This window comes from Pseudomonas sp. LBUM1644 (genome assembly GCF_059716195.1).
Window position 1 is genome coordinate 4,890,294 of the sequence record NZ_CP166812.1, and the last position, 22,175, is coordinate 4,912,468.

Sequence of the window (22,175 nt, forward strand, 5' to 3'; positions counted from 1 at the left end):
TAACCAATGTGGGAGCGGGCTTGCTCGCGAAGGGGCCGGCACAGTCACCGCAAAAGTTCAGACCAGCACAAGGCTGCGCACCGCCGAAATCTCCGGCACTTCCCGCCGCTTCATGTACACCCGCAACGGCTCGGTGATGTTGATCCGGTCATCGATATTCTGGTCCAGCAACAACTGAATCAACTCACGCCTGAGCGTCATCGCCTGCTCCGGTCCCAGAGCCCAGACAAATTCACTGGCAGCCATGATGCCGTCGTCCGCCACGTCCATGCCGAAGGCGTCTTCGCTGAAACGAACAAGGTAATGGCCGGTCTTGCGATTGAGGCCGACGAAGCCTTTGAGTTGGTCGGCGGCCTGACAGATAAGCTCGGAAGTGATGCGCATATAAACCTCACAAAAGGTCGCAGAGGACCGGTGATCGATGGTTTACACGCAGGGCAAAGCGAACGGGATTCCCTCTGTCGGGGAATCTGCCGACGCCAAGAGTACTGCAAAGAACCGCACAAAACCGCTGGAAAAATCCGCTTTAAACACGTTTATGTCGGTCTGGCGATAGCGCGAGCGGCGTTCAGTTGTTAAAAGAGACCTCTTTGAAAACTCTGCGAAAGGATCTCGACCATGCCTGCAACCTTCACCAAGAGCGCCCTGTTGCTGAGCCTGATGCTCGGTCTCGGCCAGGCACAGGCTACCAGTGAGCCAAGCCCGACCGCGCTGGCGACCCGCATCGGCATCCCGCATCCGGCGGTCATCGCTCACCGCGGCGCCTCGTTCGATGCCCCTGAATCCACCGCCGCCGCCTACAAACTGGCGCGCGATCTGGGCGCCGATTACCTGGAAATGGACCTGCAACGCAGCAAGGACGGCGTGCTGTTTGCCCTGCACGACAACACGCTGCAACGCACCACGGATGTGGCCACCCGGTTCCCCGAGCGCAAGGACAGCCCGGCCAACGAATTCACGATAGCCGAACTCAAAACCCTGGATGCCGGCAGCTGGTTCAACACGGCTTACCCGGATCGCGCGCGCCCTTCCTACGCCGGCCTGAAGATCCTGACCCTCGACGAAATCATCGACATCGCCCAAGGCAACCCGTTGCACAAGCCGGGGCTGTACATTGAAACCAAAGAGCCGAAGCAGTTTCCCGGCATCGAGCGGGATCTCAAGGAGAAACTCCAGGATCGCGGCTGGTTGAGCCCGGCCGGTTCGAAACTGGCGAAAAGCGATCTGGCCGTTGGCCAGGGCAAAGGCAAAGTGGTGCTGCAAACCTTCGAGAAGAGCAGCCTCGAATTGCTGCAGAAAGAAATGCCGCAAGTGCCGAAAATCCTGCTGTTGTGGGTCGGTGAAGGCAGCATCGAGCCAGAATCCAAAGCGACGTTTGCCGAGTCGGGCGACAAGGACAAAGCGACTTACTACGCCAAACAGCAACCGAAGAGCAAAGCCGAATTCCAGCAATGGGTCGAGTACGCCAAGGCCCGGGGCGCGATCGGCACCGGCCCTTCTGCCGCGCTGACCAAGGGCGGCGATCAGAGCTACTCGGACCTGGTGAAACCGTGGATGAACCAGTTCACCCATGATCAGGGGCTATTGGTGCACGTCTACACCATTGACGATGCGGTGGATTACCAGAAGGTGATGGACGCTGGGGTTGATGGGATCTTTACCAACCGCGCCAGCGAACTGTTGAAGTTCTACAAGCGGCCGGCGGCGGGGACTGTTGCGCAGTTGCTGCTGAATAACGGGTATTGATCCGGGACCTTGGTGCGGCCTTCGCGGGCAAGCCTCGCTCCTACCGGATTATGTTGATCACAAACAAGACGTGTAGGAGCGAGGCTTGCCCGCGAAGCTTTTAAAAACAACACGGTTCCGGGAATTAAGCCTGAATTAAGTTGCCACAGTTAATCTGGCCCCACTTAAACGGATCGCCCAAGGAAAGAACCTCATGAAGACCCTGACTGCCCTGTTCACCGCTGCTGCCCTGACCCTCACCGCTGGCCTGGCCCAGGCCGCTGATGTTCCGGTCGACCAGATCCCTCAGTTGGTCAAGGATGGCAAGATCAAGTCGTTGGAAGAGTTGAACCAGATCGTGCTGAAGTTGCACCCGGGTGCGACGATTACCGACAGCGACCTGGACAAGCACTCCAACATCTACGAATACGAAGTCGAACTGAAAGATGCCAAAGGCGTTGAATTCGACGTGGATTTGAACGCCGCCACCGGCGAAGTCCTGAAAAACAAACTAGACGATTGACGCCCACACCACAAAGCCGCACGATTTTCGGATCGTGCGGCTTTTTTGCGTGTCCGATTCAAATAACGTAGTCGCGCCAACACGGCGCCACCCCGCTAGAATCCCCCACGGTGTTCACGCAGAGAATCATTGAAATGAGGCAAACAGCGGCAGCAGACATCGCCACGATCGGTCGGATCAGCGCCGTGCCCGCCATTCTGCAAGTGATCCGGGAGATGACCGGCCTGCGTTTTGCCGCCGTGGCTCGCGTCACCGAAGATTCGTGGACTGCCTGCGCCGTGCTCGACCAGCTGGATTTCGGTCTCAAAGTCGGCGGTGAGCTGGATGTGGTCACCACCCTGTGCCATGAAATTCGCAGCGCCCATGTGTCGGTGGTGATCGACAAGGCCAGTGAAGATCCGCTGTACCGCGACCACCACACCCCGCGCCTGTACAAGTTCGAAAGCTATATCTCGGTGCCGGTATTCCGTACCGACGGGCGTTTTTTCGGCACCATCTGCGCCCTCGATCCGAACCCCGCCGAACTCAAGGCCAGCGCCATCCAGAGCACCATGGAATCCTTCGCCCGCTTGCTGTCGCTGCAGATCGAAGCCGAAGAAAACCAGCAACAGACCGAAGCGGCGTTGCAGCACGAACGCGAAACCGCCGAACTGCGTGAACAGTTTATCGCCGTGCTTGGCCATGACCTGCGCAACCCGCTGTTCGCCATCGGCGCCTCGGCTGAAACGCTCCAGCGCAAATTCCCCAATCCGGCCAGCGATAAACTAGTGCGGCACATTCTCACCAGCGCCAACCGCGCCGCGCAACTGGTCGACGACGTGCTGGACTTTGCTCGTGGACGCCTGGGCAACGGCATCCCGGTCAACGTCGCGCCATGTCCGGACCTCAAAGAGGCGTTGCTGCATGTGATTTCAGAAATACAAAGCGTGCACCCCGACCGAACCATTCGCACGTCGATTAGCGATTTGCGGGGCGTACAGTGCGATCGCGAGCGCGTCGCGCAATTGCTCTCCAACCTCCTGGCCAATGCCATTACCCACGGCGATGAACAGGGTGAAGTGGAGATCACCGCCCGGGTCGATCAGGGTGCGTTGATGCTGGCGGTAAAAAATCAGGGCCAGATTCCCGAAGCGGTGCTGCCCCATCTGTTCCAGCCCTACTCGCGACCGACCCGCGATACACCGCAGGCCGGCCTGGGATTGGGCTTGTACATTGCCAGCCAGATTGCGCAGTCCCACGGTGGCCGCCTGCACGTGGCATCGACAGTGCAAAACGGCACGCTGTTTACTTTCAGCCTGCCCGCCGCGGTTTAAGCCGACGTACTGACCAGCGAACCCGACGTGCTGGAATCGGAATCCTGCAACGCCTGCAACAGGGCCGCCGTTGCTGTCTGCAATGCCCCCGATGTGCTCGCAATCTGCGACTGGGCCGCTGCCACGTCGGCGGCCTTCGCATCGGCGCTTTCCTGTTTAGCCTGTGCTGCTTGCAGTTGCTGTTGTTGCTCCTGCATTTGCTTTTGCAGCTCGGCGATCTGCTTTCGCAATTCCTTCACCGAATCGGATTCTTCGCTGCTGTTGGAGCCGCTGCCGCTCGACGCAGGCGCGCCACCGGCGGACACCTTGGTGCTATCGCCGGAACTGTCAGTGGTTGCTGTTACGGAAGTGTCTTCGGTGCTGTCGCTGACAGCGACTTTGCTCGAAGCGGTCGAGAGAGGTTGGGCGATCGATACCGACGTGATGCTGACCATGGCTGTTTTCCAATGTGGGTTCAGGTTAACCCGTCATCGACATTGGCTGCATGGACTTGAGATCGACTGTGTACCGACTCGGTACCCGAACCGGTACACAGCACTTTCCATTACGCGCTTAACCGTGCCGTTACTTCATTCAACTGGCTCGACAGCCCGTTCAGGTTGTGGCTGGCCGCTTCGGTTCGTTGCACGTTGTCCAGGTTGGTACTGGCGATGCTGGTGATTTCGGTGAGGTTACGCGAGATGTCTTCGGCCACTGAGGTCTGCTCCTCAGCGGCTGTGGCGATCTGGCGGTTCATGTCGCGTATCGCTTCCACGGCATGGGTGATGCGCTCCAGCATCGCGCCAGCCTCGGTCACTTGCTGCACGCTTTCCTCGCTACGCGACTGGCCGCTTTCAATCGCCTGGGCCGCGTCCACCGCACCGGTTTGCACGGTTTGAATGATTTGGTTGATCTCGATGATCGACGCTGCCGTGCGCTGGGCCAGGCTGCGGACTTCGTCGGCCACCACCGCAAAACCGCGCCCGGCTTCACCGGCACGGGCCGCTTCAATGGCGGCGTTGAGCGCCAGCAAGTTGGTCTGTTCGGCGATGCCGCGAATCACTTCCAGCACCTTGCCGATGCGTCCGCTGTCGGTTTCCAGCTGGCGAATGACCGTCGCGGTGTTGGCGATTTCGCCGCGCATTTGAGTGATGGTGTGAATGGTGCCCTGCATGACTTTTTCGCCCTGCTGGGCGGACTGGTCGGCGTCGTCGGCCGCGCGCGCTGCATCGGCGGCGTGACGCGCGACTTCCTGCGCGGTGGCGGACATTTCGTTCATGGCCGTGGCCACCTGGTCGGTGCGGTTGAACTGCTCGTTGGTGCCGCAGGCCATCAGGCTGGCGATCGAATTCAGCTCACCGCTGGCGCTATCCAGATCCTTGGCGCTGCGCTGCAAACGGGTGAAGGTTTCGGCGAGGAAATCGCGCAGGGTGTTGGCCGCTACCGCCAACTTGCCCAACTCGTCCTGACGGGTGCTGGCCACGCGTTCGGCAAACTTGCCCTGGCTCAATTGCGCCACGTACTCGATCAGTTTGCGAATCGGTTCGACCAGGTTGCGGTTGACCAGCCACAGGCTTAACAGGCCAATCAACAGGCCCGAGGCGAGCATCACGATGATCCCCAGCAACACCGTACGGTCGGCGCTGGCGCTGATCAGCGTCGACTGCTCGGCGCCCTGCTTGCGCAGCTCGCTGACCAGCTCACTCATCTGATCGCTGGTCGCACGGTCCACGCCTTTGACCGCAGTGTCGCCGGCCGTCGGATCGGAACCCGCCGCCACGTAAGCATCGCGCCCCTTCTGGTAAGCGCTGCCCAACTGGCGGTGTTCGTCACGCAGGCGTTCGATGCGGGTTTTCAGTTGCGGCTCGATGCCTTTCTGCGTGGCCAGTTCGCCGAGGATGCCTTGTACATCGCGCTGACGGTCTTCGAACTGCTTCCAGTATTTGTCCAGGTCGGCCGGTTGCTTGCCGCGCAGCAGGACGTTTTTCCATTCCTGAACCTGCACCTTGAATTGCAGGTTGGCTTCGTCGATCAGCTGTGAAGTGTGCAACGGACCATCGATCAGATTGGCGTAGCTCTGAACGCCGCTGGACAGGAAATGAAAGCAGGCCAGGGCGATCAGCAACATCGCCAACAGGCTGCCGCTCAACAAGGCGAGGATTTGTGCTCTCAGGGATTTTTGCAGCATCGAGTGATTCTCATGACAGGGATGAGGCACGCCGCAACAAGGCGTGAAAGGTGTCTGGACATCCCTGTCTGCGGTCTTGGCTATGGGCCAAGGCCGTGCAAGTCAACGTCTGCGTAATCGGCGTGCCAGAGCGGTTCTTGAATTAATTCCGACCACTGGCGTGGCCACTATTTGGCCGCCATTGATCTGTCACAAAACCGTCAAGACTCCTTGCGATGATGCGGCTCACGTGAACCTGCGAACCCCACCGCACCGCGACCTGTAGGAGCTGCCGAAGGCTGCGATCTTTTGCTTTTAAAGATCAAGATCAAAAGATCGCAGACTGCGGCAGCTCCTACAGAAGCCGACACCGAATCTGGCACCTCCTCTGCGAGACCTCATGAACCACAGCATCGATCAAAGCCATCGCGACCCGGACCTGTTCGGCCTGCTTTACGGTTTCAGTTTTCGTCCCGGCGAGCGTGGGCGGGAGATTGATTCGGCGATGGCGTTGCAATGCCTGCAAACACCTACCGACAGCGACGAGTTTCTCTGGCTGCATTTGAATCTGGCTCACGCCGCGTGCGAGCGCTGGATGAAAAGCAATCTGGAGTTGCCGGATGAGTTTTTCGAAGCCTTGCACGAAGGCTCCCGCTCAACGCGCATCGAGCATGTGGATTCAGCGCTGCTGGCGGTGGTCAACGATGTGGTGTTCAACCTCAGCAGCATGATTTCCTCCGATGTATCGACGCTGTGGGTGTGCGCCCGCAGTCGGCTGATCATCAGCGCGCGCCTGCAACCGCTGCACTCGGTGGACAAGCTGCGTTCGTCGGTGAAAGCCGGCGAGTGTTTTCGTTCGCCGCTGGAGTTGCTGGTGCACTTGCTGCGCGATCAGGGCGAGGTGCTGACGCAGATCGTGCGCAAGACCAGCCTCAGCGTGGATCAGATCGAGGATGAGTTGCTGTCTTCACGGCTGTCGACCAACCGTGCGGAGCTGGGTGCCAATCGCCGGGTGCTGGTGCGCCTGCAACGGCTGCTGGCGCTGGAGCCGGGCTCGTTGCTGCGCCTGCTCAATCGCCCGCCCCAGTGGCTGCAAAAGGAAGACGTGAAGGAGCTGCGTAAATCCACCGAGGAGTTTGCGCTGATCATCAACGACCTCACGGCGTTGGGAGAGCGGATCAAACTGTTGCAGGAAGAAATCGCCGCCAACCTGAATGAGCAGAGCAACCGGACGCTGTTCACCCTGACGGTGGTGACGGTGCTGGCATTGCCGATCAACATCATCGCCGGTTTCTTTGGGATGAACGTGGGCGGGGTGCCGCTTTCGGGGGATCCGGAAGGGTTCTGGATTCTGGTGGCGCTGGTGGCGACGTTCACCGTGATTGCCGGGCGCTGGGCGTTTCGAAAGCGTCAGGATTATTGACCGGACACACGCCTCTGTAGGAGCGAGCTTGCTCGCGAAAAACCCGAGGGCGTCGCTGGGTATCTGGTTTTACGCGTTATCGTTCCCGACTTTCGCGAGCAAGCTCGCTCCTACAGGGGACGGCATTGGATTCAGATCAACGGATCGACAAAAAACCTAAACCCTGACCTGACGCAGTCTCCCTGTAACATTCAGCAACGATCATGACCAACACTCCTTCCCTCCTCAGGATTGTCCGTCATGGCTACTCCTTCCTACACCACCGAAGCGCAGGCTCCCGCCCGTAGCGGCAAACCCCAGTTCGATAAAAAACCCGGCCTGTTCACCCTGGTGATTTTTTTTGGCGTGCTGGCCATCGGGCTGTTGTTCACCGCCTACAGCCTGATGCACGACATGCACGAACTCGGCACGGTGGTGACCACCTGGACACCGTTTCTGCTGTTGGGCGTGGCGTTGCTGATTGCGCTGGGCTTCGAGTTCGTCAACGGTTTCCACGACACCGCCAACGCGGTCGCCACGGTGATCTACACCAACTCGATGCCACCGAATTTCGCGGTGGCCTGGTCAGGATTCTTCAACTTCCTGGGGGTGCTGCTCTCGAGCGGCGCGGTTGCGTTTGGCATCATCGCGCTGTTGCCGGTGGAGCTGATTCTGCAAGTCGGCTCTTCCGCCGGTTTCGCGATGATCTTCGCCCTGCTGATCGCCGCGATCCTGTGGAACCTCGGCACCTGGTGGCTGGGCTTGCCGGCGTCTTCCTCGCACACCCTGATCGGCTCGATCATCGGCGTCGGCGTGGCCAATGCCCTGATGCATGGTCGCGACGGTACCAGCGGCGTGGATTGGGCGCAGGCGACCAAGATCGGTTATGCGTTGCTGCTATCGCCGCTGGTCGGTTTCGGATTCGCCGCCCTGTTGCTGCTGGCCTTGCGTGCCTTCGTCAAGAACCGCTCGCTGTATAAAGCGCCGGAAGGCAACACCCCGCCACCGTGGTGGATTCGCGGCATGCTGATTGTGACCTGCACCGGCGTTTCGTTTGCCCACGGCTCCAACGACGGTCAAAAAGGCATGGGCCTGATCATGTTGATCCTGGTCGGCACGCTGCCAATGGCCTACGCCCTGAACCGCACCATGCCGGCCGATCAGGCGCTGCAGTTTGCCGCCGTCGCCGAAGTCACCCAGCAGGCGCTGGTGAAAGTGTCACCGCAGCCGTCACCCGCCGACCCGCGTCCGGTGCTCTCCGAGTACGTGCGCAGCAAGGAAGCCACGCCGCAGCTGGTCCCGGCCCTGGCCGCCCTCACCGGCAGTATTGGCGCGCAGGTCAAGGGCTACGGCTCGCTGTCCAAAGTCCCGGCCGAGGCTGTGGGTAACGTGCGTAACGACATGTACCTGACCAGCGAAACCATTCGCCTGATGGACAAGAACAAGGTCGGCAACTTCGACGCCGACACCAGCGGCAAGCTGCAACTGTTCAAGCAGCAGATCGACAACTCGACGCGGTTCATTCCGCTGTGGGTGAAAATCGCCGTGGCCATTGCGCTCGGGCTCGGCACCATGGTCGGCTGGAAGCGCATCGTGGTGACGGTCGGCGAGAAGATCGGCAAGACGCACCTGACCTACGCCCAAGGCGCCTCGGCGGAAACCGTCGCGATGCTGACCATCGGCGCGGCTGACATGTTCGGGCTGCCGGTCTCGACCACTCACGTGCTGTCTTCGGGCGTCGCCGGGACCATGGTCGCCAACGGTGGCGGGTTGCAGATGAAGACCATCCGCAACCTGCTGATGGCCTGGGTGCTGACCTTGCCAGCGGCAATTCTGTTGTCGGGCAGCCTGTATTGGCTGTTCACCCAAATCTTCTGATCCGACGGCCAGGCGTGGCTTGGCGAACACCGATCCCTGTAGGAGCTGCCGCAGGCTGCGATCTTTTGATCTTGATCTTGAAAAGCAAGATCAACGGATCGCAGCCTTCGGCAGCTCCTACAGGGGCCAGTCCCGGCCCTTGCGAGCCGGGATTTTTTTTGCCTGGAGAAAGCATTTCGTCGCAAATTCAGGGGATTGCGCTTTTATTGATCCACTACCCGCCGGATCGCACTTCAGTTTGTTAACGTGTTGCCGATTCTTAAGAGACTCGATGCATTCAGGAGAGGAACCGTGAATCTGTATATCAATCAGCTTCAGCACAAAGCTGACTTCAAAGAAGCCATCTACGCCGGCGATATTTTCCTGAACACTCAGCTGCGCGCCGCCAAAGAGCTGTGTGCGTTCGCTCAGGAAAGCATCACCGCCGCTTTCGACGGCGAGACTAATCACCAGGCGCTGCACACGCTGATGCCGGTGGAAGAATTCGTGGTACTGGTGACGCGCCTCAAGGGCCAGTTCACCAACAGCCAGCGCGCCAAGGACCTGATCCTGTCGTTCATCGACGAGATCGGCGTTGACCCGCACGAGTATATTTTCGACGTGCCGCGCATTCGCGTGGTGCCGAACTACGACTACCTGCACGCCGGTGTCAGCTACGCGTACAAGCCGCATCGCGACACGTGGTACGGCAGCGTCGATTGCCAGATCAACACCTGGATGCCGGTGCATACCATTCGCCCCGACCAGACCATGATGATCAACGGCGGCTACTTCGACGTGCCGGTGAAGAACACCTCCAGTGAATGGAGCCTCAACGACTGGATCAGCAACCAGCGGCACAAAGCCAAGGACAACCTCAAGGAGGAAGTCCGCGTGCACCCGGTGCCGCTGGAAGAGATCAATGCAGCGTCTGAACTGCGCGTCGCCGGCAACACCGGTGAAATGCTGATCTTCTCTGGCTCGCACCTGCATGGCACGGTTGCCAACCACACCAATCAAACCCGCTTCAGCGTGGACTTCCGCCTGATGCACCTCGACGACCTCAAGCACAAGCGCGGCGCGATCAACGTCGACAGCGCGTGCCCGGACGTCGGCGCAGGCTTCAAAGACTATTTCCACGCCCACGACTTTTCTAATTTCCAAGGAATCGAAGCATGACCAAGCGTCGCATCACGCCTGCAGAGGCCCAGTACAACGAAACCCGTGCCAACGTCCTGAAACGGGTCGATGCCGAGTATGTAGCCGACGCGCCGTTCGTGTTCGCCAACCGCATCGGCGTGACCGCTGCCCTGTCGCGCATGGAGCTGTTCAAGAAAGTCGCCGAAGTACCGGGCGCGATCATCGAGTGCGGCGTGTACAAGGGCAACTCGCTGATGCTCTACATGCACTTGTCGATGATTCTCGAACCGTACGCGATCAACCGTTCGATCGTGGGCTTTGACACCTTCGAAGGCTTCCAAAGCATCGACAAGAAAGAAGACCCGGCCGACGTCAACGAGACCATGTTCTCCGACACCGACCAGTCGCTGATCCAGGACATGATCGACGCCAACGACCTGCTGCGCCCGGTCAACCGTATCCCGCGCTGCGAGCTGGTCAAGGGCGACATCGTCAAGACCGTGCCTGAGTGGGTCAAGACCCGTCCGGACCTGGTCGTGGCCATGCTGATCCTTGACACCGACCTGTACGAATCGACCAAAGTCGCACTGGAAACTTTCCTGCCGTACATGCCAAAAGGTGCGGTCGTGGTGCTGGACGAAGTCGCTTACCGCAACTTCCCGGGCGAAACTAAAGCCCTGCGCGAAGTGCTCGACCTGAACAAGATCGAACTGAAGCGTTTGCCGTTTGATAGCTGCGTAGGCTACTTCCACGTCTGACACATCACTTTGTAGGAGCGAGCTTGCTCGCGAAGGAGTGTCAGTCGACATCAATGCGCCTGACACACCATCGCGAGCAAGCTCGCTCCTACAGGGGACGTGTGTTGTTTTTCAGGTTGTGGACTGGATGATGTGTGCCAGCCAGTCCATGAACGCTCGCACCCGCAGCGGCAAATGCCGTTGCCGGGCGTAGAGCAACGAGACCTCTTGCTCGTACAAAAAAACCTTCCGACCGTGCAATACCGCATTGGGCCGCGTCGGCCAGCCGGACGATATCGGCGCCGCGATTGCGCTGCTGCTGGCGCCGGGTAGCCAGTGGATCAACGGGCAACGGGTTGAGGCGTCGGGCGGGATGTTTTTGTAAATCGCAGCGGTTTCGAACGGGCTGATCTTCAGCCCGTTCATGCTTCAACGACGAGAAAGCAGTCCCTTCAACACCGCCAGCAACTCCACCCTGCCTTTGCGTGGCTCGCCTTCAAACTCGATCCAACCTTCGTTGAACCCATCGATCATCTGCATGCGCGGCAGTGGATTGCGCATGCCTTGGCTCTCGAACAACGCCTGCCAGGACGCTCGCGGCACGTGTTGCATCCGCACCGGTTTACCCAGCAGTTCGCTGAAACCGGCGCCCAATTGCAGAGGGGTGATGCGCTGTGGACCTTCCAGTTCGACGATGCGTTGACCTCGCGCTGCCTCCTGCAACAATTCGGCAGCCACCCGCCCGACATCCGCCGTGGCGATCATCGGCACCGGTTTATCCAGTGGTTGCAGGAAACTCGGAATCATCCCTGAGCCCGTCGCGTGCTCGACATCCCATTGGGCGTTTTCCATGAACCAGGCCGGGCGCAAAAAGGTGACGGGCGATTCCAGCGTGGCCAGCGCCTGTTCCAGCAATTGCAGCTGGTTCAGCAAGTTTGGCTGGGAGGCTTGGGCGCCAATGGTTGACAGACACACCACGTTGCCAGGCCCCGCTGTTTCAAGTGCCTGACGAATGTTGTCCACCACTTGTCGGGCTTCGGGGAAGCCGGGTGAAGGGTCGAAGTTCGACGGCATCATCACAAAAACCCCCACCACCCCAGTGAATGCCTGCGCCATTGCGGCACGATCATCAATATCAGCGATGGCCACTTCACACCCGCGTTGCGCCCACACTGCGCCTTTATCGACACTGCGCACCACGGCGCGCACGGTGTGGCCAGCGGCCAACAACGTACGGGCAACTTCGCCGCCCACCTGACCGGTAATTCCCATGACTGCGTACATGAACTGTTCTCCTGCTCGAAGACGACGTTGGTCGCGATGGGGAGAATATTCAGCGAAATACACAGGTTCTCCGATAGCATGAATGTCATTGCACAAATGATCTGGAATCACTAATGAGCTTTGATGCCAATCTCGCCAGCGGCATGAGTGTATTCAGCGCGGTGGTTGATGGCGGCAGTTTTGTTCGGGCCGCCGAAGCCCTGGAGTTGACACCATCGGGCGTGAGCCGGGCCATTGCCCGGTTGGAAAAGCGCCTGGGCATTCGCCTGTTCGACCGCACCACACGAACCGTCACCCTGACCGATGAAGGTCGGCGTTTCTACGGCGAAATCGCGCCGCTGCTCGCCAGTCTCGAAGAGGCTGCCCATTCGGTATCCACCAGTGCGGTTCAGGTCAGGGGACGGTTACGGGTCAACATGGACCCGTACTTTTCGCGGCTGATCCTGGGGCCGGCGCTGGGGCAATTCATGACGCGTTATCCCGAGCTGTACCTGGAGCTGCAAACCCGCGACCAACTGGGCGACATGGTTGCGGACGGCTTTGATCTCGCCGTGCGTTTCGGCCATCCGGCGTCCTCGTCATTGGTCGCGCGCAAGCTATTGGAGGTGCGGGTACTGACGCTCGCCTCACCGGCGTATCTGAAGAAACACGGTCGACCGCTGACACCGCAGGACATGGAAGACGACCGGCATGTGTGCATGCAGTTTCGTGATCCGCAAACCGCTCGGCCGTTCGGCTGGGAATTTCATCGGCCGGGGCGCCCGGTGCTCCATGTGCAGCCCCATTGCCGATTGCTGGTCAATGATGTCGGGACGCTGCACAGCGTCTGCGAAAGCGGCCAGGCCATCGCCCAGGTGTTGGACCTGGGTATAGCGCCGGCCTTGAAGGAGGGACGCTTGGTGGAGTTGTTTCCTGACTGGCCCGACGAGCGTTTTCCGTTGTATGCCTTGTACCCTTCGCGGCATTTACCGGCGGCCAAGGTGCGGGCGTTCATGGACTTTGTCAGTGAGCTTTGTATTGCGCGGTAGGTCAGGATCAAAAGATCGCAGCCTGCGGCAGCTCCTACAGGGGATCGCATTTCAATTGTAGGAGCTGCCGCAGGCTGCGATCTTTTGGCTTTTAACCTTCGCAAACATTGCGCATGACAAGCCGCTCGCGCACCACGTCATACACCCAGTGATAAACGTAGGTGTACGGCAGGAAAAACAGCAACACCCCGATATCCAGCAGGAACGCCTGCCACAGGCTGATGTTCAGCCACCAGGCAATCAGTGGAACGCCGACCGCGACCAGTCCGCCTTCGAACAGCAGCGCATGGATCACCCGAACCCAGGCGGTATGCGCAATCTCGAAACGCTTGAGCACCCGGTCGAACAGGCCGTTGAACACCACGTTCCAGGCCAGGGCCAGTGCGGCGATCACCACGGTGACAATGCCCATGTCGAGCATCGGTTTGTCCATGATCCACGCCAGCAGTGGCGTACAGATCAGGATGGCCAGCAGTTCGAAACCAATGGCCTGGAAAATACGTTCAGTAATGGATTTGTTGACGCTCATGGTCAGGCTCCTCTGAGTGACTGTGGTTGCCATGATCCGCCCTCACACCGATACTTCATAACCAATAACCATCGATCAAGGCGATAGTTCATGGCCTCTCAGGAAGTGTTGCAAGCGTTTGTGCAAGCGGCGACGCAAGGCTCGTTTTCCGCGGCGGCACGCAAACTGGGGCGCAGTCAGTCGACCATCAGCGCCGCGGTTGCCAGCCTTGAGATCGATCTGGACCTGGTCCTCTTCGACCGCAGCAGCCGCAAGCCCAGCCTCACCCCCGCGGGGCACGTGATGTTGCAACGGGCCGAAGAGATCCTGGCCGCCACCAGCCGCCTGGAAATGACCGCCAGCCAACTGTCGCAAGGGGTTGAGCCGAAGCTGACGGTAGCAATTTCCGATACCTATCAGTCCGACCGGTTCGAAGCGGCGCTCAGTGCGTTCGAGCAGCGTTATCCAGACCTGGAACTTGAATGCCTGATCGCCGAGTGCGATGACTTGATTGCGCTGGTGCAAAGCGGTCGGGCGCATGTGGCCTTCGCCGAGATGCAGGATATTTATCCGCCGGACCTGGTCAGCTCGACGGTGGAGGAAAAGACCGAAATCGCTTTGTTTGTGTCCCGCGAACATCCGTTGGCCGCATTGAGCCGAATCGATCAGGAGGTGCTGCAGCAACATCGGGAGCTGCGCCTGGCGACGATCGTCAATCCGTATGAAAGCCGGGCGAAAGGGCGAGTGTGGTCGGCGCCGAGTTATCTGATGCTGCTGGAAATGGCTCAGGGCGGGTTTGGCTGGGCGCCTTTGCCGCGTTGGTTAGTGGGACGGTTTGATACCGGGACGTTGGTGGAACTGCAGGTGCGTGGCTGGCCAAAACCGGTGTTTGTCGATGCACTGTGGTCGCGGCTGCATCCACCGGGGCCGGCGGGGAGTTGGCTATTGAACAAGATGCTGGAGTAGATCAAAAGATCGCAGCCTGCGGCAGCTCCTACATGCGATCTCCTGTAGGAGCTGCCGCAGGCTGCGATCTTTTTGCTACAAAGCCCTGATCCGCGCCTCGATAAACCGCCGCTCCGGCACCTGCTGCGTCAACTCCAGCGCCCGCCCATACGCTGCCCTCGCCTCTTCAACCCGCCCCAGCTGCCGACAGAATTCCGCCCGCGCCGAATGCGCCAGGTGGTAGTCCAGCAAATCCCCCCGCCCCAGAATCCCTTCAACCAAGGTCAGCGCCGCCAACGGCCCATCCCGTTTGGAGATCGCTGCCGCACGGTTCAGCTCGATCACCGGCGAAGGCACCGCAACCAGCAGCACCTCATACAAACCGACAATTTGCGCCCAGTCTGTCTCCCCCGCCGTCGGTGCCTCAGCATGCACCGCGGCAATCGCCGCTTGCAGGCAGTACGGCCCGAATCGCTGCGTCGTCAGCGCCCGTTCAATCAGCGCACAGCCTTCGGCAATCAACCCGGCATCCCACAACGAACGGTCCTGCTCATCCAGCACAATCAGCTCACCACTCGACGAGGCCCGCGCCGGGCGCCGCGATTCATGCAGCAGCATCAGCGCCAGTAACCCCATTACCTCCGGTTCAGGCAACAGCTCCATGAGCAATCGTCCGAGCCGAATCGCCTCGCGGGTCAACTCTTCCCGGGTCAATTCAGCACCGATGGACGCCGAATACCCTTCGTTGAACACCAGGTAAATCACCCGCAGAACGCTGTCGAGACGTTCAGGCAATTCGGCCAGGGTCGGCACTTGATAAGGGATTTTTGCATCACGAATCTTGGCTTTGGCGCGCACGATGCGCTGGGCGATGGTCGCCGGTGCCGAGAGAAACGCCCGGGCGATTTCCTCGGTGGTCAGGTCGCAGACTTCGCGCAGCGTCAACGGTACCTGGGCGTCCGCCGCGAGTGCCGGGTGACAGCAGGTGAAGATCAGGCGCAGGCGATCATCTTCCACGTCTTCGTCACTCCAATCGGCCTGCTCGAGCGTCTCCAGTTGCGCGTTCAGCATTGGCTGGGACGCCCTGAAGCGCGCCCGCCGACGCAACACATCGATCGCCTTGAAGCGCCCGGTGGACACCAGCCAGGTGCGCGGATTGTCCGGCACGCCGTCCCGCTGCCAACGCTCGACTGCGACGAAAAACGCCTCGTGCAAGGCCTCTTCGGCAAGATCGAAATCGCCGAGCAGGCGGATCAGGGTCGCCAGTATTCGCCGCGAATCTTCGCGGTAAACCTGCTCGACCCGAGCCGTTACCGACACATCAGGCATCAGTCAGGCATGCCTGCAATGGCTGTGGATTCATGGGCTCTCCTGTGGTGATTTTACTCAGGCATTCAACTGGCGAACCGGACGCACCTCGACACAGCCGACGCGCGCCGCCGGAATGTTGCCGGCGAGCTGGATTGCTTCGTTCAGGTCCTTGGCATCGATCAGGTAGAAGCCGGCCAACTGCTCCTTGGTTTCGGCGAACGGTCCGTCGGTGATCGACATTTTCCCGTTACGCATGCGCACGGTGGTCGCGGTCTGCACCGACTCGAGCGCCTCGGCCGCCACCATCCGGCCGCTGCCCTGGATCGACTCGGCGTAGGCCATGCACTCGGCATCATGGGGGCTGTCAGGCTGGCTGTGCAGCTCATGTTCGTTGCTGTAGACCAGGCATAAGTACTTCATGGGATTCTCCCGGATCGAACTGATCAACTATGGCTGCTGACGGACGCTTTGGTGAATTTCCCGACGATCAGGGTTCCAGGTTGAACAGCGCGGTCCCGCTCACCATGTCGAACGGGGCCGACCAGTGTTCGTGGACGATGCGCCATTGTCCCGCCTCACGACGATAGCAGGCGGTGACGCGCATCCAGCAGGCCTGGGTTTCGCCTTTGTCGTTGGTGCCGCCGCAATGGGCCAGCCAGTGTGCGAAAGCGATGTGTTCGTCGGCCACGATGTTCATGTGGTCAAAGTCGAACTTGTGCGGGCCCTGGCACATTTCCATGCAGTCCTGCCAATGGGCGCGGTAGGCGGCCTTGCCCCGGAATTGCAGGGCCTTGACGGCGTCGTACGAGACGATGTCGTCGGCGTAAAACGTCATGATTTTCTCGACATCCTTGGCGATGACTGCCTGGCGATAACGGTCGATCAAGGTCTGGATTTCGGTGGTTGCGCTCATGGTGGTTCTCCGTGTTTTTTTGTTGTGAGACACCCTTAGTCGCCTGGTGAAACGCCAAATCGACAGCCGAAATAAAAATAATCCATGCACACAAACTCGCTAGAATTCGAGACTCATTTGTGTAGGAAAAAGGACACTCCAGTGACAACCCGACTCGTGCCTTACGAAAGCCTGAATGCGCTGCAGCGCCAGCAGGTCGAGGCCATCGAAGTGCACAAAGAACAAATCAGGTTCTCCGGCGACATCCACGGTGCCTTGCACAGCCTGTTGTCCAAACCGGGACCTGGCGTCAAAGGATTTGCCCTGTTGGCCGAAGACATCCCCGTCGCTTTCCTGCTGCTCAAGCGCCCGCCGGTATTACCCGCCTGGGCCGATGAACACAGCGCCACGCTGCATGCGCTGCAGGTCGATCAGCACGCCCAGGGCAAGGGCTACGGCAAGGCCTGCCTGCAAGCGCTGCCCGAGGTGGCGCGTCAGGCGTTTCCGGAAATAAAAGCGCTGGAATTGTCGGTGGATGCGGACAATGCTGCAGCCATCGCGCTTTATGAAAAATTCGGCTGGGTCGACAGCGGCGAAGCGTACAAGGGCCGGATCGGCTATGAACGGCGAATGGGCCTGGTTTTCTGAAGTGCACCTTGTAGGAGCTGCCGCAGGCTGCGATCTTTTGATGGTGTTTTTTAAAAAAGCAAAATCAAAAGATCGCAGCCTGCGGCAGCTCCTACAGGGATCGGGTTTACAGGTTTAGCGTCATCTCGTGCCAGGCCATGCCGCCATGGTCGGACGCTGATGGCTTGATGTAGGCAAAACCGAACCCGGCGTAGAGCGGGATGTGCCTTTCTTTGCACATCAGGTGGATGCTGGTCTTGCCCAGCGCACGCATCCGCTCGATGAACTCCCCCATCAGACGCTTGGCCAAACCTTGCCCCTGATAGTCCGGATGCACCACCACCGACATGATCACCACGTGCGGACCGGCCGGGTCGTGGCCGATCAATTCCTTGAACGCCTCGTCCGACATTTCCACCTGAAACGCCGCACCGGAATTGATGAACCCGGCTACAACGCCGTCGACTTCAGCCACGATAAAGCCCTCGGGCCACGTGGCGATGCGGGTGGCAATTTTCTCGCGGGTAGCGGCTTCGTCGCCTTCGTAGGCGACGGTTTCGATGGCGTAGCAACGGTCCAGATCAGCAGGCGTGACGTGGCGGATGACGGTGTTCATGGCAGCTCGGAATCAGCGATGGAAAGGCTGGCGATCATAAGTTATTGCGCCTTGATCGGCAGCCAGATTTCCAATACGCCGGTGTTGAGCTTCGGGTTGAAGTCTGCGCTATAGCGTTCGAACTCCGGAGCGTCCGCTGCGTGAAAACCGGACTGTGGCAGCCAGGTTTTCCAGATGTAATGGAAGGTCTCGGGCAACGTTTTCAGCGGGCCTTGGTGTTCGAACACTGCATATTTCTGCGGTTGAACCTCGACCCAGCGGTACTTGTCCGGCAAGTCGTCGAGTTTGCTGATTTCGACACCGGCGATGTATTCGAAACCACCCTTGCCGTCGGGGTTGCAGCAGATGCCGTAAGTCGCTTCGCCAACCTGCCCCGGAACATTACCGATGTGAGGTTTGAATTGTTCCCAGAGGTCGGGAATGCTTGCCGTGGTTTGCTGGGTAAAACGTCCACCAAACCCCGCAATCAGCAGGAAGTGCCCGTGTTCGAAGCGTGGCCCAGTGGGTTCGACGCCTGTTTGCTCTTCCATGACTCGACTCCTGGATCAAAAAAGTGGGTTTGGCTGGGAGTATAGAAGCCAAACCCGATTCGCCCACCTACAGTGCGTGCAACTGCTCGACGGCGCCCGCGCCGACAAACTCGTTGTACCCCGATAGGATCACGTACACCGCGAAATAGCAGAAGATCGCTGCCGATGCCATGTACGAGTAACGCAGCAATTTGTCGCCCAGCAACTTGCCGCCATGGCTCGCGGCGAAGCACAGGCCTGCACTCCAGAGCAGCCCCGCGAAGAAGAACCCGCTCAGGAACAGCGCCGAACTGACCGGGCCTGACGTGCCGGAGCGTGCAATCAGGGTGCCACCGACCGCTGCGAACCAGAGGATGGCGCTGGGTGACGACATCGCGAGAAAAATGCCACGGAAAAACTCTTTGCGGTGAGAGTTGTGGCCGGCTTCGGCGGTCTGGGCCAACACCGCCTCGTGGTGAATCGCCGAATAGATCATCTTCGCCGCGAAATAAATCAGCAGCGCCGAACCACCGATCCACAGCACCCAGCGCACGCTTTCGTATTGCAGCAAAACGGTCATGCCGGCCAATGCCAGCACCGCGTAGATCAGGTCGCCAACACAGGTGCCCAATCCCAGCGCAAACCCCTGGAAATAGCCGCGCTGCATGGCCAACGTGATCATCGCGATATTGGCCACGCCGATATCCAGGCACAGCGAAAGGCTCAGCAGGAAGCCACTGGTAAATTCCATCCACACATTTCCTTCGGAAAAATTTGTTTACATCGTCGCTGGACAGTTTGCCATACCAGCCCTTATCTTCCGCAACAGGCCACCGCAGTGGCCAGCGTCGCTCGGACGGTTCCGGGCGCTCACGTTACCGAGGCAACAATGGCTAACCCAGGTTCGCCGCGCCGCTTTGCGCGCATAGATCGACTCCCTCCTTACGTATTCAACATCACTGCCGAGCTGAAGATGGCCGCCCGTCGTCGTGGCGAAGACATCATCGACTTCAGCATGGGCAATCCCGACGGCCCGACGCCGCCGCACATCGTCGAAAAACTCGTCACCGTCGCCCAACGCGAAGACACCCACGGTTACTCGACGTCCAAGGGTATTCCGCGCCTGCGCCGGGCGATTTCCAACTGGTACAAGGATCGCTACGAGGTCGACATCGACCCGGAAACCGAGGCCATTGTCACCATCGGTTCCAAGGAAGGCCTGGCGCATCTGATGCTGGCGACGCTCGATCAGGGCGACACGGTACTGGTGCCCAACCCGAGCTACCCGATTCACATCTACGGCGCCGTGATTGCCGGCGCCCAAGTGCGTTCGGTGCCATTGATTCCAGGCGTGGATTTCTTCGCCGAGCTGGAACGAGCGATTCGTGGCTCGATCCCGAAACCGAAAATGATGATCCTCGGCTTCCCGTCCAACCCGACCGCGCAGTGCGTGGAGCTCGACTTCTTCGAGCGAGTGATCGCCCTCGCCAAGCAGTACGACGTGCTGGTGGTGCATGACCTGGCCTACGCCGACATCGTCTACGACGGCTGGAAAGCCCCGTCGATCATGCAGGTGCCCGGCGCCAAGGATATCGCGGTGGAGTTTTTCACCCTGTCCAAGAGCTACAACATGGCCGGCTGGCGCATCGGTTTCATGGTCGGCAACGCTGAGCTGGTCAACGCCCTGGCGCGGATCAAGAGTTACCACGACTACGGCACCTTCACGCCACTGCAAGTCGCGGCGATTGCGGCGCTGGAAGGCGATCAGCAGTGCGTCAAGGACATCGCCGAACAGTACCGCCAGCGACGCAACGTGTTGGTCAAAGGCCTGCATGAACTGGGCTGGATGGTTGAGAACCCGAAAGCGGCGATGTACGTCTGGGCCAAGATCCCTGAGGCGTATGCGCATTTGGGTTCTCTGGAGTTCGCCAAGAAACTGCTCGCCGAAGCGAAAGTCTGCGTCTCGCCGGGTGTCGGGTTTGGGGAATATGGGGATGATCATGTGCGCTTCGCACTGATCGAAAACCAGGACCGGATTCGTCAGGCCGTGCGCGGGATTCGCGGGATGTTCCGGGCGGATGGGCTAGTGACCAAATAACCGTTCCCTGTAGGAGCTGCCGCAGGCTGCGATCTTTTGATCTTGCTTTAAGGTCAAGATCAAAAGATCGCAGCCTGCGGCAGCTCCTACAGGGGGAATAGGCCACAAAAAAACCGCATCGCTGCGGTTTTTTTGTGCCAGGCAATCGTGTCAGACGAACATCGACAGCAGCAGGATAAAGCCCAACGCAACGATGGACAGGATGGTTTCCATCGCCGTCCAGGTCTTGAAGGTTTCCGCCACGGTCATGTTGAAGTACTGCTTCACCAGCCAGAAACCCGCGTCGTTGACGTGAGACAGGATCAACGAACCGGCGCCGGTCGCCAGCACCAGCAGCTCGCGGTTCACACCGGGAATCATCCCCACCACCGGCACCACAATGCCTGCGCCCGTAATGGTTGCCACGGTTGCCGAACCGGTCGCTACACGAATCACTGCCGCCACCAGCCACGCCAGCAGGATCGGTGAGATCTGTGCGTTCACCGCCATGTGGCCGATCACGTCACCCACGCCGCTGGTCACCAGCATCTGCTTGAAGCCACCACCGGCACCAATGATCAGAATGATCGCGGCGGTCGGCGCGAGGCTTGCGTCGAGCAATTTCAGAATCTTGCTGGAACCCATGCCTTGCTTGTGGCCAAAGGTGTACAGCGACAGCAGCAAGGCCAGCAACAGTGCCGAAATCGGGTGACCGACCAGGTCCATGAACGTGCGCAAGAAATTGCCGTCCGGAAGCACCACGTCAGCAAAGGTCTTGAGCAACATCAGGAACACTGGCAGCAGCACGGTGATCAGGGTGATGCCGAAGCTCGGCAGTTCAGCAGAATCCGGCTCGCGCGCCAGTTGATCCACCAGCTCCTGATTAGGATGGCCGGGGATGTATTTGGCAATGAACGTGCCGTAGATCGGGCCGGCAATAATGGCCGTCGGCAGTGCAACGATCAGTCCGTACAGAATGGTTTTACCGATGTCGGCACCGAACACGCCGATGGCCAGCAACGGGCCCGGGTGCGGTGGCACCAGGCCGTGCACGGCGGACAGGCCGGCCAGCAGCGGAATGCCGATCTTGATGATCGACACGCCCGTACGCCGGGCAACGATGAACACCAGCGGGATCAGCAAGACAAAACCGATTTCGAAGAACAGCGGAATGCCGACCAGGAAGGCCGCGAACATCATCGCCCACTGCACCTTATCCTTGCCGAACGCCCGGATCAGGGTCTGGGCAATTTGATCCGCCCCACCCGACTCGGCCATCATTTTGCCGAGCATCGTGCCCAGCGCGAGGATGATCCCGACGAAGCCCAGCACGCCACCGAAGCCGTCCTGGAACGCTTTGATGATGGTGCCGATCGGCATGCCGGAGGTCAGCCCGAGAAAGGCCGCGGCGATGATCAGGGCAATGAACGGGTGCAACTTGAACTTGGTGATCAGGACAATAAGCCCGATGACCGTGACCACTGCATCGAGCAGCAGGAACGTCTCGTGGGACATGCCAAACATTAGGGGTGTCT

The 22,175-nt window shown here is 59.7% G+C and carries 23 protein-coding genes and 2 pseudogenes; 12 read left to right on the forward strand and 13 right to left on the reverse strand.

Going from position 1 to position 22,175, the window contains the following annotated elements; all coding sequences use genetic code 11:
* Nucleotides 1-57: 57 nt before the first annotated feature.
* Nucleotides 58-384: a DUF2025 family protein gene (locus tag ACA052_RS22355; RefSeq protein WP_497646824.1), complete on the reverse strand. Its 327-nt coding sequence runs from the start codon at nt 382-384 to the stop codon at nt 58-60.
* A 234-nt stretch (nt 385-618) separates the two neighbouring features.
* Here ACA052_RS22355 and ACA052_RS22360 point away from each other — a divergent pair, with 234 nt between their 5' ends.
* The 3 genes from ACA052_RS22360 to ACA052_RS22370 all read left to right on the forward strand — a co-directional run bounded on the left by ACA052_RS22360 (nt 619) and on the right by ACA052_RS22370 (nt 3,561).
* Nucleotides 619-1,746 carry a glycerophosphodiester phosphodiesterase gene (locus tag ACA052_RS22360; protein WP_497646825.1) on the forward strand — a complete coding sequence of 376 codons (1,128 nt, stop codon included), beginning with the start codon at nt 619-621 and terminating at the stop codon, nt 1,744-1,746.
* 193 nt (nt 1,747-1,939) lie between these two features.
* A complete protein-coding gene (locus tag ACA052_RS22365; RefSeq protein ID WP_497646826.1) occupies nt 1,940-2,248 on the forward strand; it encodes a PepSY domain-containing protein in 309 nt (102 codons plus the stop codon).
* A 134-nt stretch (nt 2,249-2,382) separates the two neighbouring features.
* Entirely contained in the window at nt 2,383-3,561 is a 1,179-nt protein-coding gene (locus tag ACA052_RS22370) for a GAF domain-containing sensor histidine kinase (protein WP_497646827.1), read from the forward strand.
* Here the strand turns inward: ACA052_RS22370 and ACA052_RS22375 are convergent.
* Together ACA052_RS22375 and ACA052_RS22380 are read right to left on the reverse strand one after the other, a co-directional pair.
* Complete coding sequence (locus ACA052_RS22375; protein WP_497646828.1) at nt 3,558-3,995, reverse strand: hypothetical protein; 438 nt, start codon at nt 3,993-3,995, stop codon at nt 3,558-3,560. The two genes, ACA052_RS22370 and ACA052_RS22375, sit on opposite strands and share 4 nt — an antisense overlap.
* A 110-nt stretch (nt 3,996-4,105) precedes the next feature.
* Entirely contained in the window at nt 4,106-5,728 is a 1,623-nt protein-coding gene (locus ACA052_RS22380) for a methyl-accepting chemotaxis protein (RefSeq protein WP_497646829.1), read from the reverse strand.
* 379 nt (nt 5,729-6,107) lie between these two features.
* On the opposite strand from ACA052_RS22380, the gene ACA052_RS22385 reads away from it, so the two are divergent.
* The 4 genes from ACA052_RS22385 to ACA052_RS22400 all read left to right on the forward strand — a co-directional run bounded on the left by ACA052_RS22385 (nt 6,108) and on the right by ACA052_RS22400 (nt 10,864).
* Nucleotides 6,108-7,130 carry a transporter gene (locus ACA052_RS22385; protein WP_497646830.1) on the forward strand — a complete coding sequence of 341 codons (1,023 nt, stop codon included), beginning with the start codon at nt 6,108-6,110 and terminating at the stop codon, nt 7,128-7,130.
* Nucleotides 7,131-7,370: 240 nt separating this feature from the next.
* The gene (locus ACA052_RS22390) at nt 7,371-8,987 is read left to right on the forward strand and encodes an inorganic phosphate transporter (protein WP_497646831.1); all 1,617 of its coding nucleotides are present in this window, start codon (nt 7,371-7,373) and stop codon (nt 8,985-8,987) included.
* A gap of 291 nt (nt 8,988-9,278) precedes the next feature.
* A complete protein-coding gene (locus tag ACA052_RS22395) occupies nt 9,279-10,145 on the forward strand; it encodes a 2OG-Fe(II) oxygenase family protein (protein ID WP_497646832.1) in 867 nt (288 codons plus the stop codon).
* Nucleotides 10,142-10,864: a TylF/MycF/NovP-related O-methyltransferase gene (locus ACA052_RS22400; RefSeq protein ID WP_054044827.1), complete on the forward strand. Its 723-nt coding sequence runs from the start codon at nt 10,142-10,144 to the stop codon at nt 10,862-10,864. The genes ACA052_RS22395 and ACA052_RS22400 overlap by 4 nt, the downstream gene beginning before the upstream one ends.
* A gap of 111 nt (nt 10,865-10,975) precedes the next feature.
* Here ACA052_RS22400 and ACA052_RS22405 read toward each other — a convergent pair.
* Nucleotides 10,976-11,071: pseudogene (locus ACA052_RS22405) on the reverse strand (LysR family transcriptional regulator); the annotation flags it as partial.
* Nucleotides 11,072-11,102: 31 nt separating this feature from the next.
* Between ACA052_RS22405 and ACA052_RS22410 the strand changes: the two are divergent.
* A pseudogene (locus tag ACA052_RS22410) lies at nt 11,103-11,228 on the forward strand (short-chain dehydrogenase); the annotation flags it as partial.
* Nucleotides 11,229-11,272: 44 nt separating this feature from the next.
* Here ACA052_RS22410 and ACA052_RS22415 read toward each other — a convergent pair.
* On the reverse strand, nt 11,273-12,127 hold the full coding sequence (locus ACA052_RS22415) for an NmrA family NAD(P)-binding protein (RefSeq protein ID WP_497646833.1): 855 nt from the start codon (nt 12,125-12,127) through the stop codon (nt 11,273-11,275).
* Nucleotides 12,128-12,240: 113 nt separating this feature from the next.
* On the opposite strand from ACA052_RS22415, the gene ACA052_RS22420 reads away from it, so the two are divergent.
* Nucleotides 12,241-13,155: a LysR family transcriptional regulator gene (locus ACA052_RS22420; RefSeq protein ID WP_497646834.1), complete on the forward strand. Its 915-nt coding sequence runs from the start codon at nt 12,241-12,243 to the stop codon at nt 13,153-13,155.
* Nucleotides 13,156-13,246: 91 nt separating this feature from the next.
* Here ACA052_RS22420 and ACA052_RS22425 read toward each other — a convergent pair whose 3' ends face one another.
* Complete coding sequence (locus ACA052_RS22425) at nt 13,247-13,684, reverse strand: multidrug/biocide efflux PACE transporter (RefSeq protein ID WP_497646835.1); 438 nt, start codon at nt 13,682-13,684, stop codon at nt 13,247-13,249.
* A 90-nt stretch (nt 13,685-13,774) separates the two neighbouring features.
* Here ACA052_RS22425 and ACA052_RS22430 point away from each other — a divergent pair, with 90 nt between their 5' ends.
* Nucleotides 13,775-14,629: a LysR family transcriptional regulator gene (locus tag ACA052_RS22430; protein ID WP_497646836.1), complete on the forward strand. Its 855-nt coding sequence runs from the start codon at nt 13,775-13,777 to the stop codon at nt 14,627-14,629.
* Between the two features lie 75 nt (nt 14,630-14,704).
* Here ACA052_RS22430 and ACA052_RS22435 read toward each other — a convergent pair whose 3' ends face one another.
* From ACA052_RS22435 to ACA052_RS22445, 3 genes are all read right to left on the reverse strand, one after another.
* Entirely contained in the window at nt 14,705-15,937 is a 1,233-nt protein-coding gene (locus ACA052_RS22435) for an RNA polymerase sigma factor (protein WP_497646837.1), read from the reverse strand.
* A 57-nt stretch (nt 15,938-15,994) separates the two neighbouring features.
* Nucleotides 15,995-16,339 (reverse strand): YciI family protein, encoded by a 345-nt coding sequence (locus tag ACA052_RS22440; RefSeq protein WP_497646838.1) that lies wholly within the window; start codon nt 16,337-16,339, stop codon nt 15,995-15,997.
* 67 nt (nt 16,340-16,406) lie between these two features.
* The gene (locus ACA052_RS22445) at nt 16,407-16,832 is read right to left on the reverse strand and encodes a YybH family protein (RefSeq protein ID WP_497646839.1); all 426 of its coding nucleotides are present in this window, start codon (nt 16,830-16,832) and stop codon (nt 16,407-16,409) included.
* Between the two features lie 141 nt (nt 16,833-16,973).
* Here ACA052_RS22445 and ACA052_RS22450 point away from each other — a divergent pair, with 141 nt between their 5' ends.
* A complete protein-coding gene (locus ACA052_RS22450) occupies nt 16,974-17,459 on the forward strand; it encodes a GNAT family N-acetyltransferase (protein ID WP_497646840.1) in 486 nt (161 codons plus the stop codon).
* A 106-nt stretch (nt 17,460-17,565) separates the two neighbouring features.
* Here the strand turns inward: ACA052_RS22450 and ACA052_RS22455 are convergent, their stop codons facing one another.
* The 3 genes from ACA052_RS22455 to ACA052_RS22465 form a co-directional block, all read right to left on the reverse strand.
* Nucleotides 17,566-18,054: a GNAT family N-acetyltransferase gene (locus ACA052_RS22455; protein WP_497646841.1), complete on the reverse strand. Its 489-nt coding sequence runs from the start codon at nt 18,052-18,054 to the stop codon at nt 17,566-17,568.
* 41 nt (nt 18,055-18,095) lie between these two features.
* Nucleotides 18,096-18,584 (reverse strand): GyrI-like domain-containing protein, encoded by a 489-nt coding sequence (locus tag ACA052_RS22460; RefSeq protein ID WP_497646842.1) that lies wholly within the window; start codon nt 18,582-18,584, stop codon nt 18,096-18,098.
* Between the two features lie 67 nt (nt 18,585-18,651).
* Nucleotides 18,652-19,314, reverse strand: a complete 663-nt coding sequence (locus tag ACA052_RS22465; protein ID WP_497646843.1) for a LysE family translocator — start codon at nt 19,312-19,314, stop codon at nt 18,652-18,654.
* Nucleotides 19,315-19,452: 138 nt separating this feature from the next.
* Between ACA052_RS22465 and alaC the strand changes: the two genes are divergently transcribed.
* A complete protein-coding gene (gene alaC, locus ACA052_RS22470) occupies nt 19,453-20,661 on the forward strand; it encodes an alanine transaminase (RefSeq protein WP_497646844.1) in 1,209 nt (402 codons plus the stop codon).
* A 150-nt stretch (nt 20,662-20,811) separates the two neighbouring features.
* Here alaC and ACA052_RS22475 read toward each other — a convergent pair whose 3' ends face one another.
* A complete protein-coding gene (locus ACA052_RS22475) occupies nt 20,812-22,164 on the reverse strand; it encodes a GntP family permease (protein WP_497646845.1) in 1,353 nt (450 codons plus the stop codon).
* Nucleotides 22,165-22,175: the final 11 nt, after the last annotated feature.

Bases quoted from the DNA above. Each gene is read 5' to 3' on its own strand.
- ACA052_RS22355 (WP_497646824.1), bottom strand. From the start codon at position 384: ATGCGCATCACTTCCGAGCTTATCTGTCAGGCCGCCGACCAACTCAAA.
- ACA052_RS22360 (WP_497646825.1), top strand. From the start codon at position 619: ATGCCTGCAACCTTCACCAAGAGCGCCCTGTTGCTGAGCCTGATGCTC.
- ACA052_RS22365 (WP_497646826.1), top strand. From the start codon at position 1,940: ATGAAGACCCTGACTGCCCTGTTCACCGCTGCTGCCCTGACCCTCACC.
- ACA052_RS22370 (WP_497646827.1), top strand. From the start codon at position 2,383: ATGAGGCAAACAGCGGCAGCAGACATCGCCACGATCGGTCGGATCAGC.
- ACA052_RS22375 (WP_497646828.1), bottom strand. From the start codon at position 3,995: ATGGTCAGCATCACGTCGGTATCGATCGCCCAACCTCTCTCGACCGCT.
- ACA052_RS22380 (WP_497646829.1), bottom strand. From the start codon at position 5,728: ATGCTGCAAAAATCCCTGAGAGCACAAATCCTCGCCTTGTTGAGCGGC.
- ACA052_RS22385 (WP_497646830.1), top strand. From the start codon at position 6,108: ATGAACCACAGCATCGATCAAAGCCATCGCGACCCGGACCTGTTCGGC.
- ACA052_RS22390 (WP_497646831.1), top strand. From the start codon at position 7,371: ATGGCTACTCCTTCCTACACCACCGAAGCGCAGGCTCCCGCCCGTAGC.
- ACA052_RS22400 (WP_054044827.1), top strand. From the start codon at position 10,142: ATGACCAAGCGTCGCATCACGCCTGCAGAGGCCCAGTACAACGAAACC.
- ACA052_RS22415 (WP_497646833.1), bottom strand. From the start codon at position 12,127: ATGTACGCAGTCATGGGAATTACCGGTCAGGTGGGCGGCGAAGTTGCC.
- ACA052_RS22420 (WP_497646834.1), top strand. From the start codon at position 12,241: ATGAGCTTTGATGCCAATCTCGCCAGCGGCATGAGTGTATTCAGCGCG.
- ACA052_RS22425 (WP_497646835.1), bottom strand. From the start codon at position 13,684: ATGAGCGTCAACAAATCCATTACTGAACGTATTTTCCAGGCCATTGGT.
- ACA052_RS22430 (WP_497646836.1), top strand. From the start codon at position 13,775: ATGGCCTCTCAGGAAGTGTTGCAAGCGTTTGTGCAAGCGGCGACGCAA.
- ACA052_RS22435 (WP_497646837.1), bottom strand. From the start codon at position 15,937: ATGCCTGATGTGTCGGTAACGGCTCGGGTCGAGCAGGTTTACCGCGAA.
- ACA052_RS22440 (WP_497646838.1), bottom strand. From the start codon at position 16,339: ATGAAGTACTTATGCCTGGTCTACAGCAACGAACATGAGCTGCACAGC.
- ACA052_RS22445 (WP_497646839.1), bottom strand. From the start codon at position 16,832: ATGAGCGCAACCACCGAAATCCAGACCTTGATCGACCGTTATCGCCAG.
- ACA052_RS22455 (WP_497646841.1), bottom strand. From the start codon at position 18,054: ATGAACACCGTCATCCGCCACGTCACGCCTGCTGATCTGGACCGTTGC.
- ACA052_RS22460 (WP_497646842.1), bottom strand. From the start codon at position 18,584: ATGGAAGAGCAAACAGGCGTCGAACCCACTGGGCCACGCTTCGAACAC.
- ACA052_RS22465 (WP_497646843.1), bottom strand. From the start codon at position 19,314: ATGGAATTTACCAGTGGCTTCCTGCTGAGCCTTTCGCTGTGCCTGGAT.
- alaC (WP_497646844.1), top strand. From the start codon at position 19,453: ATGGCTAACCCAGGTTCGCCGCGCCGCTTTGCGCGCATAGATCGACTC.
- ACA052_RS22475 (WP_497646845.1), bottom strand. From the start codon at position 22,164: ATGTTTGGCATGTCCCACGAGACGTTCCTGCTGCTCGATGCAGTGGTC.